General features: G+C 75.8%; 17 protein-coding genes and 1 pseudogene. 5 read left to right on the top strand and 13 right to left on the bottom strand.

All coding sequences use genetic code 11. The features are described from left to right. Window positions 1–17: 17 nt before the first annotated feature. Together JOD57_RS03780 and panB are read left to right on the top strand one after the other, a co-directional pair. Window positions 18–1859: an NAD+ synthase gene (locus JOD57_RS03780; protein WP_204690672.1), complete on the top strand. Its 1842-nt coding sequence runs from the start codon at window positions 18–20 to the stop codon at window positions 1857–1859. Beyond that, window positions 1856–2686, top strand: a complete 831-nt coding sequence (gene panB, locus JOD57_RS03785) for a 3-methyl-2-oxobutanoate hydroxymethyltransferase (RefSeq protein WP_204690673.1) — start codon at window positions 1856–1858, stop codon at window positions 2684–2686. Before JOD57_RS03780 ends, panB begins: the two co-directional genes overlap by 4 nt. Before the next feature lie 79 nt (window positions 2687–2765). On the opposite strand, the gene JOD57_RS03790 is transcribed toward panB, so the two are convergent. The 4 genes from JOD57_RS03790 to JOD57_RS03805 form a co-directional block, all read right to left on the bottom strand. Next, window positions 2766–3158, bottom strand: coding sequence for a DUF2784 domain-containing protein (locus tag JOD57_RS03790; protein WP_204690674.1), 393 nt, complete (start codon window positions 3156–3158; stop codon window positions 2766–2768). A gap of 132 nt (window positions 3159–3290) precedes the next feature. After that, window positions 3291–3983: an NADPH-dependent F420 reductase gene (gene npdG, locus JOD57_RS03795; protein WP_204690675.1), complete on the bottom strand. Its 693-nt coding sequence runs from the start codon at window positions 3981–3983 to the stop codon at window positions 3291–3293. A gap of 86 nt (window positions 3984–4069) precedes the next feature. Next, window positions 4070–4255 carry a hypothetical protein gene (locus JOD57_RS03800; protein ID WP_204690676.1) on the bottom strand — a complete coding sequence of 62 codons (186 nt, stop codon included), beginning with the start codon at window positions 4253–4255 and terminating at the stop codon, window positions 4070–4072. Window positions 4256–4311: 56 nt separating this feature from the next. Further along, on the bottom strand, window positions 4312–4782 hold the full coding sequence (locus JOD57_RS03805; protein ID WP_204690677.1) for a cupin domain-containing protein: 471 nt from the start codon (window positions 4780–4782) through the stop codon (window positions 4312–4314). Between the two features lie 149 nt (window positions 4783–4931). Here JOD57_RS03805 and JOD57_RS03810 point away from each other — a divergent pair, with 149 nt between their 5' ends. After that, window positions 4932–6143, top strand: a complete 1212-nt coding sequence (locus tag JOD57_RS03810) for a GGDEF domain-containing protein (protein WP_307824441.1) — start codon at window positions 4932–4934, stop codon at window positions 6141–6143. A gap of 54 nt (window positions 6144–6197) precedes the next feature. After that, window positions 6198–7514 carry a M24 family metallopeptidase gene (locus JOD57_RS03815; protein ID WP_204690678.1) on the top strand — a complete coding sequence of 439 codons (1317 nt, stop codon included), beginning with the start codon at window positions 6198–6200 and terminating at the stop codon, window positions 7512–7514. A 1-nt stretch (window position 7515) separates the two neighbouring features. On the opposite strand, the pseudogene JOD57_RS03820 reads toward JOD57_RS03815, so the two are convergent. The 6 genes and pseudogenes from JOD57_RS03820 to JOD57_RS03845 form a co-directional block, all read right to left on the bottom strand. Then, window positions 7516–8484: pseudogene (locus JOD57_RS03820) on the bottom strand (SDR family oxidoreductase); the annotation flags it as partial. Between the two features lie 72 nt (window positions 8485–8556). Then, window positions 8557–9117, bottom strand: coding sequence for a ChaB family protein (locus tag JOD57_RS03825; RefSeq protein ID WP_307824442.1), 561 nt, complete (start codon window positions 9115–9117; stop codon window positions 8557–8559). 111 nt (window positions 9118–9228) lie between these two features. Then, window positions 9229–9588, bottom strand: a complete 360-nt coding sequence (locus tag JOD57_RS03830) for an acyl-CoA thioesterase (protein WP_239568108.1) — start codon at window positions 9586–9588, stop codon at window positions 9229–9231. A gap of 44 nt (window positions 9589–9632) precedes the next feature. After that, entirely contained in the window at window positions 9633–9863 is a 231-nt protein-coding gene (locus JOD57_RS03835; RefSeq protein WP_204690680.1) for a hypothetical protein, read from the bottom strand. A gap of 10 nt (window positions 9864–9873) precedes the next feature. Further along, window positions 9874–10131: a DUF2795 domain-containing protein gene (locus JOD57_RS03840; RefSeq protein WP_204690681.1), complete on the bottom strand. Its 258-nt coding sequence runs from the start codon at window positions 10129–10131 to the stop codon at window positions 9874–9876. A 13-nt stretch (window positions 10132–10144) separates the two neighbouring features. Further along, complete coding sequence (locus JOD57_RS03845) at window positions 10145–11278, bottom strand: baeRF2 domain-containing protein (protein ID WP_204690682.1); 1134 nt, start codon at window positions 11276–11278, stop codon at window positions 10145–10147. 139 nt (window positions 11279–11417) lie between these two features. Between JOD57_RS03845 and JOD57_RS03850 the strand changes: the two genes are divergently transcribed. Further along, a complete protein-coding gene (locus JOD57_RS03850) occupies window positions 11418–11762 on the top strand; it encodes a DUF8129 domain-containing protein (RefSeq protein WP_204690683.1) in 345 nt (114 codons plus the stop codon). A 117-nt stretch (window positions 11763–11879) separates the two neighbouring features. Here JOD57_RS03850 and JOD57_RS03855 read toward each other — a convergent pair whose 3' ends face one another. The 3 genes from JOD57_RS03855 to JOD57_RS03865 are packed head-to-tail and all read right to left on the bottom strand — an operon-like array spanning window position 11880 to window position 15192. Next, window positions 11880–12779 (bottom strand): type II secretion system F family protein, encoded by a 900-nt coding sequence (locus tag JOD57_RS03855; RefSeq protein ID WP_204690684.1) that lies wholly within the window; start codon window positions 12777–12779, stop codon window positions 11880–11882. After that, window positions 12779–13720, bottom strand: a complete 942-nt coding sequence (locus JOD57_RS03860) for a type II secretion system F family protein (protein ID WP_204690685.1) — start codon at window positions 13718–13720, stop codon at window positions 12779–12781. The genes JOD57_RS03855 and JOD57_RS03860 overlap by 1 nt, the downstream gene beginning before the upstream one ends. Next, a complete protein-coding gene (locus tag JOD57_RS03865; RefSeq protein WP_204690686.1) occupies window positions 13717–15192 on the bottom strand; it encodes a TadA family conjugal transfer-associated ATPase in 1476 nt (491 codons plus the stop codon). The genes JOD57_RS03860 and JOD57_RS03865 overlap by 4 nt, the downstream gene beginning before the upstream one ends. Window positions 15193–15247: the final 55 nt, after the last annotated feature.

A 15247-nucleotide genomic window follows, 5' to 3' on the forward strand; every position in this document is an offset into this window, starting at 1 on the left:
GCGACGAGGATGGGCGCGTGAGTGGACCGGTGCAGCTCAGAGTGGCGATGGCCCAGGTCGACACCCGCGTGGGCGACCTGGCGGGCAACGCCGCGCTCGTCGTCGACTGGGCGCGGAGGGCCGCTGGCGACGGCGCGCACCTCGTGGTGTTCCCCGAGATGACGCTCACCGGCTACCCGGCCGAGGACCTGGTGCTGCGCGAGTCCTTCGCCGCCGCCAGCGAGCAGGCGCTCGTCGACCTGGCGGCCACGCTCGCCGGGCAGGGCCTCGGGGACCTCGCCGTCGTGGTCGGGTACCTGGCGCACACGCACGGCCCGGCGCCGGCCCCCGTCGACACCCCGCCGGCCGCCGACGGGTCCGACGACGACCGGCCCGGCGACGCCAACCCCCGCCACGGCCAGCCCCGCAACGCCGCCGCCCTGCTGCACGGCGGGCAGGTGGTGGCCCGCTACGCCAAGCGGCACCTGCCCAACTACGGCGTCTTCGACGAGGCGCGCTACTTCGTGCCCGGCACCGAGCTGCCGGTGGTGCGGCTGCACGGCGCCGACGTCGCGCTGACCATCTGCGAGGACCTCTGGGTCGAGGGCGGCCCGTGCGGGGTGGCCGGGCAGGCCGGCGTCGACCTCGTCGTCTCCCCCAACGCCTCGCCCTACGAGCGGGCCAAGGACGACCTGCGCCTGCCGCTGGTGCGCCGCCGCGCGGCCGAGGCCGGGGCGCCGATCGTCTACTGCAACCAGGTGGGCGGGCAGGACGAGCTGGTCTTCGACGGCGACTCCCTGGCCGTGTCCGCCGACGGCGAGCTGCTGGCCCGCGCGCCGCAGTTCGTCCAGCACCTGCTCTGCGTCGACCTCACCCTCGACCGCGGGCGGGCGGCGGAGCGGCGCGAGGGCCGGATCGGGCCGATGACGGTCACCCGGACCGTCCTCTCCGAGGAGCCGGTGGCGCCGTTCGAGCCGCGGCCGGGCTCCCTCGCCGAGCCGCTGAGCGACCCGGAGGAGGTCTGGCGGGCGCTGGTCCTGGGCCTGCGGGACTTCATCGACAAGAACGGCATGCCCTCGGTCGTCTTCGGCCTGTCCGGCGGCATCGACTCGGCGCTGGTGGCCGCGCTGTCGGTGGACGCGTTCGGGCCCGACCGGGTGCACGCGGTCGCCCTGCCGTCGCGGTGGTCCTCGGAGCACTCGATCGCCGACGCCGAGGACAGCGCCCGCCGCCTGGGCCTGCACTTCTCGACCGTGCCGATCGCGCCGATGGTCGACGCGTTCGAGTCCTCGGTGCAGCTGTCGGGCACGGCGGCGGAGAACCTGCAGGCCCGGGTGCGCGGCACGCTGCTCATGGGGCTGTCCAACCAGCACGGGCACCTGCTGCTGGCCACCAGCAACAAGAGCGAGGTCGCCGTCGGGTACTCGACGCTCTACGGCGACGCCGCCGGCGGGTTCGCCCCGATCAAGGACGTGCCCAAGACGCTGGTGTGGGAGCTGGCCCGCTGGCGCAACGCGTACGCCCGCGAGCGCGGCGAGACCGAGCCGATCCCGCAGAACTCGATCGACAAGCCGCCGTCGGCCGAGCTCGCGCCCGGGCAGAAGGACAGCGACTCGCTGCCCTCCTACGAGGAGCTCGACGCGGTCATCGCCGACTACGTCGACCGCGACCTCGGCATGGCCCAGCTGCTCGAGCGCGGCCACGACCCCGAGGTGGTGGCCCGCGTGCTGCGGCTGGTCGACGTCGCGGAGTTCAAGCGCCGGCAGTCGGCACCGGGGACGAAGATCAGCCTCAAGGCGTTCGGCCGCGACCGGCGCCTCCCGATCACCAACCGCTGGCGGGAGAGCCTGCCCAGCGTCCGCGAGGGGGCAGCGCAGTGAGCGAGTCGGTGCTGTACGGCGGGACGTCGACCGCACGGGTGCGCATCCACCACCTGCGCCAGGCCAAGGAGCGGGGCGAGCGGTGGGCGATGCTCACCGCCTACGACACCTACGCGGCCGCGGTGTTCGAGGAGGCCGGCATCCCGGTGCTGCTGGTCGGGGACTCCGCCGGCAACGTCGTCCTCGGGCACACCTCCACCGTGCCGGTGACCGTGGAGGACCTGCTGCTCATGACCAAGGCGGTCACCCGCTCGACGAAGCGGGCGCTGATCGTGGCCGACCTGCCCTTCGGCAGCTACGAGGCCGGGCCGCAGGACGCGTTCGCCACCGCCGTCCGCATGATGAAGGAGGGCGGGGCGCAGGCGGTCAAGCTCGAGGGCGGGGCGCGGGTCGCCCCGCAGATCCGGATGCTGGCCGACAACGGCGTCCCGGTGATGGCGCACGTCGGGTTCACGCCGCAGAGCGAGCACGCCCTCGGCGGGTTCCGGGTGCAGGGCCGCGGCGCCGGGGCCGAGCAACTGCTGGCCGACGCGCACGCCGTGCAGGACGCCGGCGCGTTCGCCGTCGTCCTGGAGATGGTGCCGGCCGAGATCGCCGCGCAGGTGACCAAGGAGCTGGCCATCCCGACCATCGGCATCGGCGCCGGCGTCGAGTGCGACGCCCAGGTGCTGGTGTGGCCGGACATGGCCGGCCTCAACGGCGGCCGGGTGCCGAAGTTCGTGAAGAAGTACGCCGACCTGCGCGGCGAGCTGCTGCGGGCGGCCCGCGAGTACGCCGACGAGGTGCGCAGCGGCGTCTTCCCGGGCCCCGAGCACTCGTTCGACTAGCGCCGCGGCTGCGCGGCCGGTCGCCGGACCGGTGCCGGTGTCAGGTCACCGCGGGCGGAGCAGCCGACCCGTCCCCGCGTCAGCGCGGCGCGTGCGGGAGGCGGCCACCGTCCCGGGCCGCCCGGACGGCGCGCGCGGCCAGCAGGCCGTAGCCGACAGCGTTCAGGCCGAGCGCCACGGTGTACGTGCCGACCTGCGTCCCCGTCGCGTCGACGTCGAGGCCGAGCGGGCCGAACAGGACGTGGCCGAGGAAGCCGTCGCCGTAGGGCGGTGCCCCCGCCCGCTCCCGCAGCGCGAGCTCGAGCGTGGTCAGCGGGCACGGGGCGCCGGCCAGGTTGACGGCCAGGACGGCGAGCGCCACCGGCACGTGCGCCAGCACCAGCCGCGGCCACCGGAGCGCCGCCAGGGCGCCGGTGAGCACGAACAGCACGACGGCCGCGTGCAGGACCGCGACCGCGCTGGCGAGCAGCACCCGCCCATGCTGCCCCGACTCGCGGCCCGAGGGCACGGACCCGGTCGCGGACGATGTGCGCTGACGCCGCGCCGCGGGCCTCGGGACGCGGCCTCAACGCACGCCGTCCGGGCCGGCCACCGCAAGCGCCGGTCAGACGTCGGTGACGCGGATGCCGGCGTGCGCCTTGTAGCGGCGGTTGACCGACACCAGGTTGACCGTCAGCGCCTCGACCTGGCGGGCGTTGCGCAGCCGGCCGGCGTAGACCCCGCGCATCCCCGGCAGCCGCCCGGCCAGCGCCTGCACGGTGTCGGTGGCGGCGCGGTCGTCGCCGACCACCAGGACGTCGCCGTCGAGGGTGGGCCGCGACAGGTCCTCGAGCAGCACCGCCGAGACGTGGTGGAACGCGCCGACGACGGCCGAGTCGGGCAGCAGCGCGGCGGCCTGCTGCGCCACCGACCCCTCGGGGACGTCGAGCACGTGGGCGCCCAGCTCGTCGAAGCCCATCGGCACCACGCAGTCGACGGCGACCTTGCCGGCCAGCGGCGCCGCCAGCCCGGCCAGCGTCGCGGCGTGCCCGGTGAACGGGACGGCCACGACCACCAGGTCGGCGGCGCCGGCGACGTCGGTGTTCGACCCGCCCTGCACCGAGACGCCGCCCTGCACCGCCACCTCGCCGCCCGCCGCGGCCGTGGCGCGCCCGGCGACCTGGGCGGCCACCTCGCCGGCCCGGTCGGCGTCCCGGGACCCGAGCAGCACCCGCTGCCCGACGGCGGCCAGCCGGACGGCGAGCCCCCGTCCCTGCGGCCCGGTCCCGCCGAGCACCCCGATGACGAGCTCGTCCACCGGACGTCCCTCAGCTGCCGCGGTCACGCCGCCCCCTCCCCCGGCGCCGGCCGACCCGGCACACCCCGGCGATCATGCCGCGCGGGTCAGTCGCCCTCCCGCCAGGCCCGGTCCTCGGCGTCCTGGCGCTCGTTGCGCTCGGCCACGGTCTGCAGGGCGCGCTCGGCCTCCTCCCGGGTGTCGTAGGGGCCCAGGCGGTGCCGCTCGGCGCAGCCGTCCCGGTCCTCCACGGTGTTGTGCTTCAGGCAGTAGAACCACGGTCCCTGCGCCATCGGCGCACCTCCTCGACGTCCTCGTTCCCCCGACCCGTGCCCCGGGACGGAGCGGGTCACTCCTCGACCATCACCTGGTCGTGCCGGGCGTAGAAGGCGGTCATCTCCTCCGGGCCGGGCCTGCGGCCGCTGCGGCGCAGCTCGGCCATCTCGGCGAAGAACTGCTCCCGGGCGATGCCCGGGGTGAACAGGATGAGGAAGGACGCCGGCTCGTCGGAGTCGTTGCGGAAGCCGTGCACACCGAACTCGGGGGCCAGCGCGAAGTCACCGGGCCGGTACGGCTGCCAGCTCCCTCCCGCGTAGAGGGTGACCTCGCCGGAGAGGACGTAGAACGACTCGGAGAACGTCTGGTGGTAGTGCGGGGCCGCGCCGGAGGCCTGCGGGCCGAGCCGGTACTCGACCAGCCCGAAGCGGCCGGCGGTGACCGCACCGGGGGCCACCATCCGCAGCGCGTTGGGGCCGGCGTCGACCATCGGGTGGTCGGCCAGCGACCGGACCTGCACCAGTGCCGGGTCGGGGTGCGACATGCCCGCAGCCTGCCAGGGTCGGCGCCGGCCGACACGGCGCCGGGACCCCACCGCCTCGGCGCCGCGGTCTCGCCCTCCCGGGGGAGGTCGGGCGCCCTCCGCGCGGCGGAGCACCCGGACCCGGTGGGTCATGGGGCATCCTCACGCGCGTGAGCCCCGCCCGGCCCCCCGGACCCGACGGTCCGGCGTCGGCCCTGAGCGTCCCCGGTACCGGCGGCCCCGAGCACCGGGTCGCCGCCCTGACCCTCGCCGTCCTGCTCGTCGCCGGTGGCGCGATGGGACTGGTCAACCTGGCCATCGACGGCGTCGTCCGCGACGGCGTCATGCGCTGGACCTACGGCGTCACGATGGTCGCCTGCCTGCTGGCCGCCGTGCCGCTGGTGGTGCGCCCACGGGTGGGCCGGTGGCAGACCTTCGGCCTGGTGCTGCTCGGGGACCTCATCTACGTGGTGGTCGCCCTGTGCATCGAGGACCCGGTCCGCCACGCGACGCCGCTGATGCTGCTCTTCTCCTCCTTCGTCGCGGCCTGGTTCCTCGCGCCGTGGATGCTCGTGGTCAACATGGTGGCCACGCCGGTGGCGGTCTGGATCGCGCTCGCGGACAGCTACCCCGACGTCCTCGGACTGGCCGTCCAGGTCGGCGTGCACGCCGGGATGCTGGACCTGGCCTCCGCCGCCGTCTTCCTCCTGCGCCGCCGCGTCGAGCGGCTGCTGGCCGCCACCGAGGCGCTCTCGCAGCGGGACCCGCTCACCGGGCTGGCCAACCGCCGGCACCTGGTCGACCAGGCGCCGCGCACGTGGCGGCAGGCCCGCCGCGAGGGCGTGCGCGTGGCCGCGATGGTCCTCGACCTCGATCACTTCAAGCAGGTCAACGACGTCCACGGGCACGCCGCCGGCGACGCGGTCCTGCGGGCGGTGGCCACCGCGCTGGCCGACACCGTGCGCCCCAGCGACCTGCTGGCCCGCATCGGCGGCGAGGAGCTCGTCGTCCTCGGGCTGGTCGGCGACCCCAGCGAGGCGAGCCGCCTGGCCGAGCGCCTCCGGTCCGCCGTGGCCGGCAGCCGCAGCGTGCACGGGCACGCGGTCACCGCCTCCATCGGCGTCGCGCTGACCAGCCCGGTCGACGGCGAGGACGCCACCGAGGCGCTGTGGCGGCTGGTCGACCGCGCCGACGCGGCCATGTACAAGGCCAAGCAGGCCGGCCGCGACCGGGTGGCCGACTTCCGCCCGCCCCGCCCGCGCGCCACCCCGGCCGGGGAGCACCTCCCGTCCGGGCGGGACGGTGTGGCGCGCGGGCGCCTCGACCCGCCGACGGTGCCGGGGACGTCCGGCGCGCGGCCGTCGCCCCGCGACCCCGCCTGACCGGCCCGCCGTCTCACCCGGTGGGATCGGCGGTTGTCTGCTTCCCTGGTCCCCATGACGCTGGTCGTCCCCGACCCGACGCGGACGGTGCCGCTGCCCCTGCGGCAGCAGGCCGACGTCCGGGACCGGTGGCTGACCCAGCGCCTGCTCGACCTGATGCCGGGCCTCATGGACCGCGCCGGCATCGACCTGTGGGTGGTCGTCGGCCGGGAGAACAACGAGGACCCGGTGCTCGCGACGCTGCTGCCGGCGACGTGGCTGTCGGCCCGGCGCCGGGTCGTCCTGGTGCTGCACCGCAGCGACGACGGCGTCACCCCGGTCGCGGTCTCGCGCTACCCGGTCGGCCAGTTCCTCCCCGGCTGGACCCCGGAGGACGGCGACGGCCTCGGCGGCGAGCAGGCGCAGTGGGCGGCGGTGCGGCGGATCGTCGAGCAGGCCGACCCGCGCCGGATCGGCGTCGACGTCTCGGCGCGGTGTGCCCTGGCCGACGGGCTCTCGGTGGCCGAGCACGGGCTGCTCACCGAGGCGCTGGGCCCCTACGCGCAGCGCCTGGTGCCGGCCGAGGACCTCGTCGTCGGCTGGCTGGAGACGCGCCTGCCCGAGGAGGTCGCCGCCCTCGACGCGCTCAACGGCCTCACCGACCGGGTCCTGGTCGAGGCCCTCTCCCCCACCGGGCTGACCGCCGGCGCCACGACCGCGGCCGACCTGGCGTGGGCGGTGCACCAGCGGATGGCCGACCTCGGCACCCCGCCCTGGTTCCACCCCGGGGTCACCGTGCAGCGGGCCGGCGTCCCGCTGCGCGCGCACGGGGACGGCGGCGTCGAGCTCCCGGCGGTGCCCCAGCGCGCGCCCCTGGCCCCCGGCGACCTGGTCACCTGCGACGCCGGGCTGACCAGCCTCGGCCTGACCACCGACCTGCAGCGGAGCGCCTACCTGCTCCGGCCGGGTGAGACCGCCGCCCCGCCGGGGCTGCAGCGCGCCTGGGCGGCCGGGACGCGGGTGCAGGCGCTGACCGCCGCCGCCCTGCGCGCCGGCCGGACCGGCAACGAGGTGCTCGCCGACGCCCGCGCCGCCGCGGCCGCCGAGGGGCTGCAGGCCGAGGTCTACTCCCACCCGGTCGGCGTGCACGGGCACGGCGCGGGGCCGGCGATCGGCCGGTGGGACGACCAGCACGGCGTCCCCGGCGACGGCGACCGCGTGCTGCACCCCGACACCGTCTACGCCCTCGAGCTGGCCGTCCGCGTGCCGGTGCCCGAGTGGGACGGGCAGTGCGTGCGGCTGGGCCTCGAGGAGGCGGTCGTCCTCACCGCGGAGGGGACGTCGTCCCTGGGCCGCCCGCAGCGCGAGCTGCTGCTCGTCCCCGGCGGCTGAGTCAGGTCGACGACGGGCGCTTGCGGATCGCCCGCAGCAGCAGCTCGCCCGGCCGCACGACGGCGCCGGCGACCCGGGTCACCGGGCTGGTGGTGAGCACCTGGTCGGCGAAGGCACCCCGCACGCGGCCGGGGCCCGGGGTCGGGGTGTCGAGGATGTCGGTGCCGTCGTCGGGCCGGTCGGTGGTCTGCAGCTGGCGGCCGGTCAGCGACAGCAGCGCGTCGGTCAGGGCGGGGCTGAACCGCTGCCCGGCGATGAAGCCCAGCGCGGCGTCGCCGACCGGGACCTCCCGCCGCGGGTGCACCGACGCCCGCACGATCGCCTCGGCGACCAGCTCGGGCGCGTACACCGGCGGGGGTGGCTTGGGCATGGCGCCGAGCTTGGTGCGGGCGTGCTCGAAGAACGGCGTGGCGATGCCGGCGGGCAGGATCTGGCTCACCTCGACCGGCGACCGCTCCTCGGCCAGCTCCACCCGCAGCGCGTCGTAGAACGCGCGCAGCGCGAACTTGCTCGCGGAGTACGGCGCGTGCAGCGGGATGGAGCGGTAGCCCTCGACCGAGCCGATGCCGATCAGCACGCCGCCACCGGCGCGCTCGAGCGCCGGGACGGCGGCCTGCGCGGCGGCCACGTGGCCGATGTAGGTCACCTCGGTGACCCGGCGGAACTCGTCGAGGTCGATCTGCTCGACCGACCCCCAGATGCCGACGCCGGGCACGGTGACGAAGGTGTCGATCCGGCCGAAGCGCGCCTCGGCGGTGTCGACCAGCGCCCGGACGGCGGCCTGGTCGGTGATGTCGGTGGGGACGGCGACCGCCTCCGCGCCCTTCCGCGTCAGCTCCTCGACCAGGGTGCCGAGGGCCTCCTCCCCGCGGGAGGCGACGACGATCCGGGTGCAGCCCTGCCGCGCGAACTCCAGCGCCGCCGCCCGGCCGATGCCGCTGGAGGCACCGAGGACGACGACCACCTGGTCGCGGACGGGACGTGGGGAAGCAGCCGTGCCGGTCCGCCTACCCCCGCCACCCCGCGGGGGAACGCCGGGCGCTCAGCCCTCGCGGGCCTGGCGCGTCTCCCGGTCGTTCGCCTTCTGGATGGCGTCGACGAGCTCGTCCTTGGTCATCGACGAGCGGCCGTGCACGTCGAGCCGCTTGGCGACGTCCATGAGGTGCTCCTTGGTGGCGTTGGCGTCGACGCCGCCCTTGGTCTCCCGGTTCGTGTCGGCGCCGCCCGCGGCCTGGGCGTCGGACGGTCCCTTGCGGCCGCCCTCCTTCTCCTCCCAGTGGTCGCCGACCTTCTCGTGGGTGTGCTTGACCGCCGCCCAGGCCACCCGGGTCGCCCGCTGCTCGTCGCCGTCGTAGGTCTCGACGGCGGAGTCGTGCGTCTTGGCCCAGGTGCGCTGCGCCTTCTCGTCCGATCGCTGCAGCGTGCTGGGGATCTCGTCCTGCTTCGCGTCGCCGCTCTTCGTCGTCTTGGGCATGACCGGGCGGTACCCAGGCGGCGCCGGGTGATCACGCGGCGAGGACGACACCAGCGCCGCGCAGGTGGCGCGGTCGTCCTCCTCGTCGGCGCGGTCGACGGTCAGGCCGGCGCGGTCGTCCTCGAGCACGGCGCGCACGGTGGCCGTCGTCGGGCGGTGGCCCCGACGACCGGCCGTAGCCGCGCAGGTCGTCGGGGCAGACCACCGTGTGCCCGGCCGCGACCGGCAGCGGCACCACGCTCAGTCCACCTGCCAGCGCGTCCAGTGCGCCCGCTGCTGCTCGGTCAGCGGGCGGGCGGCGTCGGCGGCGTAGTCGAAGTTGACCAGCACCATCTCCGCGCGCAGCGCCACCTCGCCGTCCTGGGTGAGCTCCTGGCGCATCCCGATCGAGCTGCGGCCCAGCCGGGTGATCCGGCTGGCCACCGTGAGGTGCTCGCCCACCCGGTAGTGGATCTGCCGCAGGTAGTCGATCTCCAGCCGCGCCAGGATGATGCCGGCGCCCGGCGAGGAGTCCGCCATCGCCAGCCGCGCGTCCTCGAGCAGCCCGAGCACCCGGGCGTGGTTGACGTGGCCGAAGAGGTCGGAGTCCGACCAGCGCAACTGGACCGGGTGCTCGTGCAGCCCGCCCGGGGCAGCCGCCGCGCTCAGGGCAGGTCCGCCGTCTCCGCGGACTGCCGGTGGGCGCCCTGCGCGTCGTCCGGGTCGGGGTGCACGGTCCGCTCCTCCGACTCGGCGAGGATGATCTCGGCGGCGACCTCCTCCATGCCCGAGCCCTTCATGCCGGACTCCTCGGGCAGCAGGTCGGCCCGGGTCTCGATGTTGTGCTCGGTGACGTTGGCCAGCGCCTCGGGGCTGGGCTCCTTGTTGGTGGTCACCTGGTGCTCCTCAGAACCGCTGCTGCTCGGTGCCCAGGCCCAGTGCCCGGGCGACGTCCTGGACGTTGTCGAACTGCTGCCCGGCGGGCAGCCGCCGCAGGTCGGCCAGCACGCGGTCGGTCGCGTTCGACTCCTGCGCGCGGGAGACGAGGGTGTCCCGGTCGGCCGGCCACACCTCCTTGCCGAGGACCTCGGCGATGGCGGAACGGCGGTCGACGTCGGCCGGGCTGGTGCCGGCCGGGGTGCCCTCCTGGTGGGGATCGCTCATGGTGTTGCCTCCGTCACTGGGGGGTGGGGGTCAAGTCGTCGGTGTAGCGCAGGATCGCCGCGACCGGGATGTCCCCTGGCATGGCCGCGCGCGGCACGACGACGACGCCGGCGGTGCTGGCCACGGCGGCGGCGACCAGCGCCCGCTCGGCCGGCACGGAGTGCACCTCCTGGACGCCGAGGGCGTCCATGTCGCCCTGGTCGACGCCGAGCTCGAGCGGCGAGGCGCCCACGAGCAGCTTCTCGTCGTCCGGCGGGTCGGCGAGCACCAGCGTCTCCACCTGCGCCTTGCGCAGCGCCTCGACGACCGGCGCGGTGCCGGTCACGGCCAGGCCGTGGGCGCCGGCGGAGCTGATCTTCTCGACGGCCTCGGCCTCCTCGCGCGCCTCGTGCTCGGCGACCAGCTCCGCGGCCCGGCGCTCCACCGGCTCGCGGTCGGCGCCGGCGGCCCGGCCACCCTCGTCCATCGACACGACGAGGTCCGACCACAGGCCGCTGGCGCGGTCGGTGAGGATCTGCCGCGCCCGCACGTCCCCGGCCAGCAGCACGAAGCGCGGCTGCGCCCGGCGGACGACCGAGGCGACGTGCGAGGCGACGTCGTCGGCGTTGTGCACCCACTTGTTCTCGGTGTTGTGCTGGTACCGGTGGTGCGCCCACCCGCCGCCCTGGAACTTGCGGATCTGGAAGGTGTCGCCCTTCACCGTCTCCTCCTCCTCGGCCTGGCCGGGGAGGGTGGCGAGGGTGAGGTCGGCGCCGGTGCGGTCGGTGAGGACGACGACGTGCGGGACCCGTCCGGGCAGGGCGCGCAGGACCGGCAGCAGGTCCGGCGTGGGCGCCCACTCGGCCACCTCCTGCCGTGGGACGTCGGCCAGCTGCTGGTCGAGCACGACGCCGCCGTCCGCGGCGACGACGACCGCGCGACCGCGGACGGTGCCGGCCTCGCCCCCCTCGTTGCCCTCGAGCAGCCGGCTGCGGACGGCCTCGACCACGGCCTCCGGGGCGCCCTGCTCGGTGAGCTTCCCGGCGATCGCGCGCACGCGGAGGTCGAGCTCGGTGTCGGCGCTCTCGGTCACGTGGGTGACGTCGGCACAGACGGTGGCGTAGGGGCCGGAGGCGTCGAAGACCGGCGCCAGGAACGACACGTCCATGGGGAGGGGACCACTTCCTCGATCGGCAGTCGGAGCGGGACGGCGCCCGCGGCGGGGCGCGCTCTCGCTGGCCGCCTACCCACCGGCCCGGGCGCCACACACCGTGTCGGATCCAGGGGGTGGGGGTAGGCGGGTCGGCATGACCGAGCACGACCAGCTGCCGCTGCCCGACTACGACCACCTGCCCGTGCAGGGACTGATCTCGCGCATCCGGACGCTGGACGCGACCGGCCTGCAGACCCTCCTGGAGTACGAGCGCGCCCACGCCGACCGGCTGCAGGTGACCATCGCCATGGAGAACCGGCTGACCGCGCTGCGCGCGGGTGCCGAGCCCTCCGGCGGCGACCCGGCGGCCCCGGCCGCCGACGACCCGGTGGCCGCCTCGACCGGCTCGAAGGTGTCCGAGGCGACCAGCGGCCCGCCGGTCAACCCGCCGTCGCAGGGCGACCCGACCAACCCCGCGCAGCCGCGCTCGACCGGCTGACCGGTCCCTGGGAGCGGGGGGCCGGAGGCTCCCCCGAGCAGGGACCGGAGTGTGGGGCTCGGCTCCGGCCGGGGACGGCACCTGGCCGCGGTGTCGGCCGGTGGGCCGACGACGTGCTCAGCCTCCGCCGAAGGAGGTGGCGATGTCCATCGCGGCGGGGCCCATCAGCACGATCAACAGCGTCGGGAGGATGCACAGGACCAGCGGGAAGATGACCTTCACCGGGATCTGCATCGCCTTCTCCTCGGCCCGCTGCCGCCGCTTGAGCCGCATCTCGGCCGCCTGCGTGCGCAGCACGTCGGCGATCGAGACGCCGTAGACGTCGGCCTGCACGACGGCCCGGATGAACCGGCGCAGGTCGGCGACCCCGGTGCGCTCGGCCAGCGCCAGGTAGGCCTCCCGCCGGGGTTGCCCGACCGCGATGTCCTGCAGCGTGCGCACCAGCTCCTCGGCCAGCGGGCCCGTGCCGGTGCGGCCGGCCCGCGCCAGCGCCGACTCGAAGCCCAGCCCCGCCTCCACGGCGATGGTCATCTGGTCGAGGGTGTCGGCCAGCTCCAGGCCGATGGCCTGCTGCCGCTCCTGGCCGCGGCTGCTCAGCAGCAGCTCCGGGAGGAAGTAGGCGGTTCCCGTCACGGCCGTCATCACCAGGGCGAGCAGCGCGCCGGGGTGCGTGCTCGCGATCAGCGTCCCCAGGCCGGCGGCGACGGCGGCGAGCACCAGCTTCGCGGTCAGCACCCGCTCCACCGGCCAGGCGGCCGGGCGGCCGGCGGTCCCGAGCAGCCGGTCGACCCGGGCGACGGTGCCGCGCGGGGTCAGACCGCGGACCAGCCGGGTGGCGCCCCCGCGGCCCGACCCGACCTCGGTGCCGGCCGGCGCGCCGTCGAGGCCGAGCAGCAGGTTATCGCGGACCTGGGCCGCAGCCGCCCCGGGGCGGGCGAGCAGCGCCCAGCCCAGGACGGGCACGGCGACCGCGACGGCCGCGGCGGCCGCGAGGACGGGGGTGGGGAGGGTGTCCATCAGAACCGGATCCGCACCATCTTCTTGAGCCAGAACGCGCCGACGACGAGCAGCAGCACGCAGACGCCGAGCATGAGGAGGCCGGTGGGCGTCTCGGTGAACGCGGACACGTAGCCGGGGTTGGTCAGCGCGATGAAGCCGCTGACGCCGAACGGCAGCGACATGAGCACGACCGCCGAGAGCTTCCCCTCCGCCGCCAGCGCCTTGACCTGACGGCGGATGGCGTTGCGCTCGCGGATCGTCCGGCCGACCACGTCGAGCACCTCGGCCAGGTTGCCGCCGACCTCGCGGTGGATGGCGATGGCCTGGGCGACCCAGGTGAAGTCGTCGCTGCCCATCCGGGCACCGACCTCGTCCAGGGCGTCGGAGAGGTCACGGCCCACCCGGGTCTCGTTGACGATCCGGGCGAACTCCTCCGACGTGGGCGCCGAGGCCTCCTGGGAGACCGAGTCGATGGCGCGCAGGAGGCTGTGCCCGGCGCGCAGGCTGCTGGCCATCAGCTGCAGCGAGTCGTCGAGCTGGTCGGCGAAGGCCGCGCGCCGCCGTCCGGTCCGCCAGGACAGCAGCGCCTTGGCACCGAGCGGGGCTGCCGCGGCCAGGAGCAGGCCGGCGAGCGGGCCGCCGGCCAGACCGCCGAGCAGCCCGAGCCCCATCCCGGCCAGGGCGGTGCGCACGACGAAGTCGGGCAGGGACAGCGACGACCCGGCCCGCTCGAGGGCCGCGGTCCCCGACGCGAGCCGCCCGCGCCGCGCCAGCACCCGCTCGACCGCGGCCCCGGCGGCGACCCCGGCACCGGCCAGCGCCGACCCCCGCGGGGCCGTCGCCGGGTCGAGCCGGCTGAGCGGGACCTGCCGGGTGCCGGCCGGCACGACGGCGAGCACGAGGAGCAGCAGCCCGCCGGTGACGGCGAGCACCCCGACGACGAGCAGGGCCGGCGTCATCCGGCCCGGCCCCGCTGCCTGACCGGCTGCGGCACGCCGAAGACCCGGGGGTCGACGGCGATGCCCAGGTCGGCGAAGCGCTCGGAGAACCGCGGCCGCACCCCGGTCGACACCGGCCGGCCGAGGAAGCGGCCGGAGGCGTCCACCCCGGCGGAGTAGTCGAACAGGAAGGCGTCCTGCAGGGTGACCGTCTCGCCCTCCATGCCCTGCACCTCGGTGACGTGGGTGACCCGCCGCGTGCCGTCCCGCAGGCGGGTGAGCTGCACGACGAGGTCGACGGCCGAGGCGATCTGCTCGCGGATGGCCCGCAGCGGCAGGTCCATGCCGGCCATCAGGACGAGGGTCTCCAGGCGGGCGACGGCGTCGCGCGGGGAGTTGGCGTGCACCGTCGACAGCGACCCGTCGTGGCCGGTGTTCATCGCCTGGAGCATGTCCAGGCTCTCCCCGCCGCGGCACTCACCGACCACGATCCGGTCGGGGCGCATCCGCAGCGAGTTGCGCACCAGGTCGCGGATGGTGACGGCGCCCCGGCCCTCGATGTTGGGCGGCCGGGACTCCAGCCGGACGACGTGGTCCTGCTGCAGCTGCAGCTCGACGGCGTCCTCGATGGTCACGATGCGCTCGCCCTCCGGGATGAAGGAGGACAGCACGTTGAGCAGCGTCGTCTTCCCGGTGCCCGTGCCGCCGGAGACGATGACGTTGAGCCGGGCCTCCACGCAGGCCCGCAGCAGCTCGGCCATCTCCGGGGTGAGGGTGCCGAAGCCGATCAGGTCGTCGACGGTGAAGGGGTCCTTGGCGAACTTGCGGATGGTCAGCGTCGACCCGCTGAAGGCCAGCGGCGGGATGACCGCGTTGACGCGGGACCCGTCGGCCAGCCGGGCGTCGACCAGCGGCGAGGACTCGTCGATGCGCCGTCCCACCCGCGAGACGATCCGGTCGATGACCCGCCGCAGGTGTTCCTCGGAGGTGAACCGGGCGGTGCTGCGCACCAGCCTGCCGCGCTGCTCGACGTAGATCATCTCCGGGCCGTTGACCATGATCTCGGTGACCGTCGCGTCGTCGAGGAGGCGCTGCAGCGGTCCGTAGCCCAGGACGTCGTCGGCCAGCTCGGCGGTCAGCCGCTGCCGCTCGTCGGGACTGAGCGGGATCCGCTCGTCCTCGACCACGGCGTCGAGCTCGCCGAGGACGATGGTCCGCAGCTGCTCCTCACCGAGGTCGGGAGAGTTGATCCGGCTGCCCATGCGCTCGAACAGCGCCTTGCCGACCCTGTCCTTGAGGCGCGCCAGGGCGTCCGTGGCGGCCGGGGCCGGCGCGGTGCCGGCGGCAGCCGGGCGCGGCGGGGGGACCGCCGGGCGGGAGAGGGCGAGGGCGGGGCGGGGAGCCGGGTCGGGCGGCTCGGCCGCCGGCCCCGCGGCCGGACCGGGGGCGGAGTGCCGGCCGCGGGCGGCGTCGAGGCGGGCGGTGAGGTTCACGACGCCGCCCGGTGCGCGGAGGCGGAGGTCACGACGCCGCCCGGTGCGCGGAGGC

This window comes from Geodermatophilus bullaregiensis (assembly GCF_016907675.1).
Taxonomy (GTDB): domain Bacteria; phylum Actinomycetota; class Actinomycetes; order Mycobacteriales; family Geodermatophilaceae; genus Geodermatophilus; species Geodermatophilus bullaregiensis.

Excerpts from the sequence above, each read along its gene's own strand:
- JOD57_RS03840 (WP_204690681.1), bottom strand. The coding sequence starts at position 10,131 with ATGAGCGATCCCCACCAGGAGGGCACCCCGGCCGGCACCAGCCCGGCC.
- JOD57_RS03860 (WP_204690685.1), bottom strand. The coding sequence starts at position 13,720 with ATGACGCCGGCCCTGCTCGTCGTCGGGGTGCTCGCCGTCACCGGCGGG.
- JOD57_RS03805 (WP_204690677.1), bottom strand. The coding sequence starts at position 4,782 with ATGTCGCACCCCGACCCGGCACTGGTGCAGGTCCGGTCGCTGGCCGAC.
- JOD57_RS03855 (WP_204690684.1), bottom strand. The coding sequence starts at position 12,779 with ATGGACACCCTCCCCACCCCCGTCCTCGCGGCCGCCGCGGCCGTCGCG.
- JOD57_RS03800 (WP_204690676.1), bottom strand. The coding sequence starts at position 4,255 with ATGGCGCAGGGACCGTGGTTCTACTGCCTGAAGCACAACACCGTGGAG.
- JOD57_RS03845 (WP_204690682.1), bottom strand. The coding sequence starts at position 11,278 with ATGGACGTGTCGTTCCTGGCGCCGGTCTTCGACGCCTCCGGCCCCTAC.
- JOD57_RS03850 (WP_204690683.1), top strand. The coding sequence starts at position 11,418 with ATGACCGAGCACGACCAGCTGCCGCTGCCCGACTACGACCACCTGCCC.
- JOD57_RS03815 (WP_204690678.1), top strand. The coding sequence starts at position 6,198 with ATGACGCTGGTCGTCCCCGACCCGACGCGGACGGTGCCGCTGCCCCTG.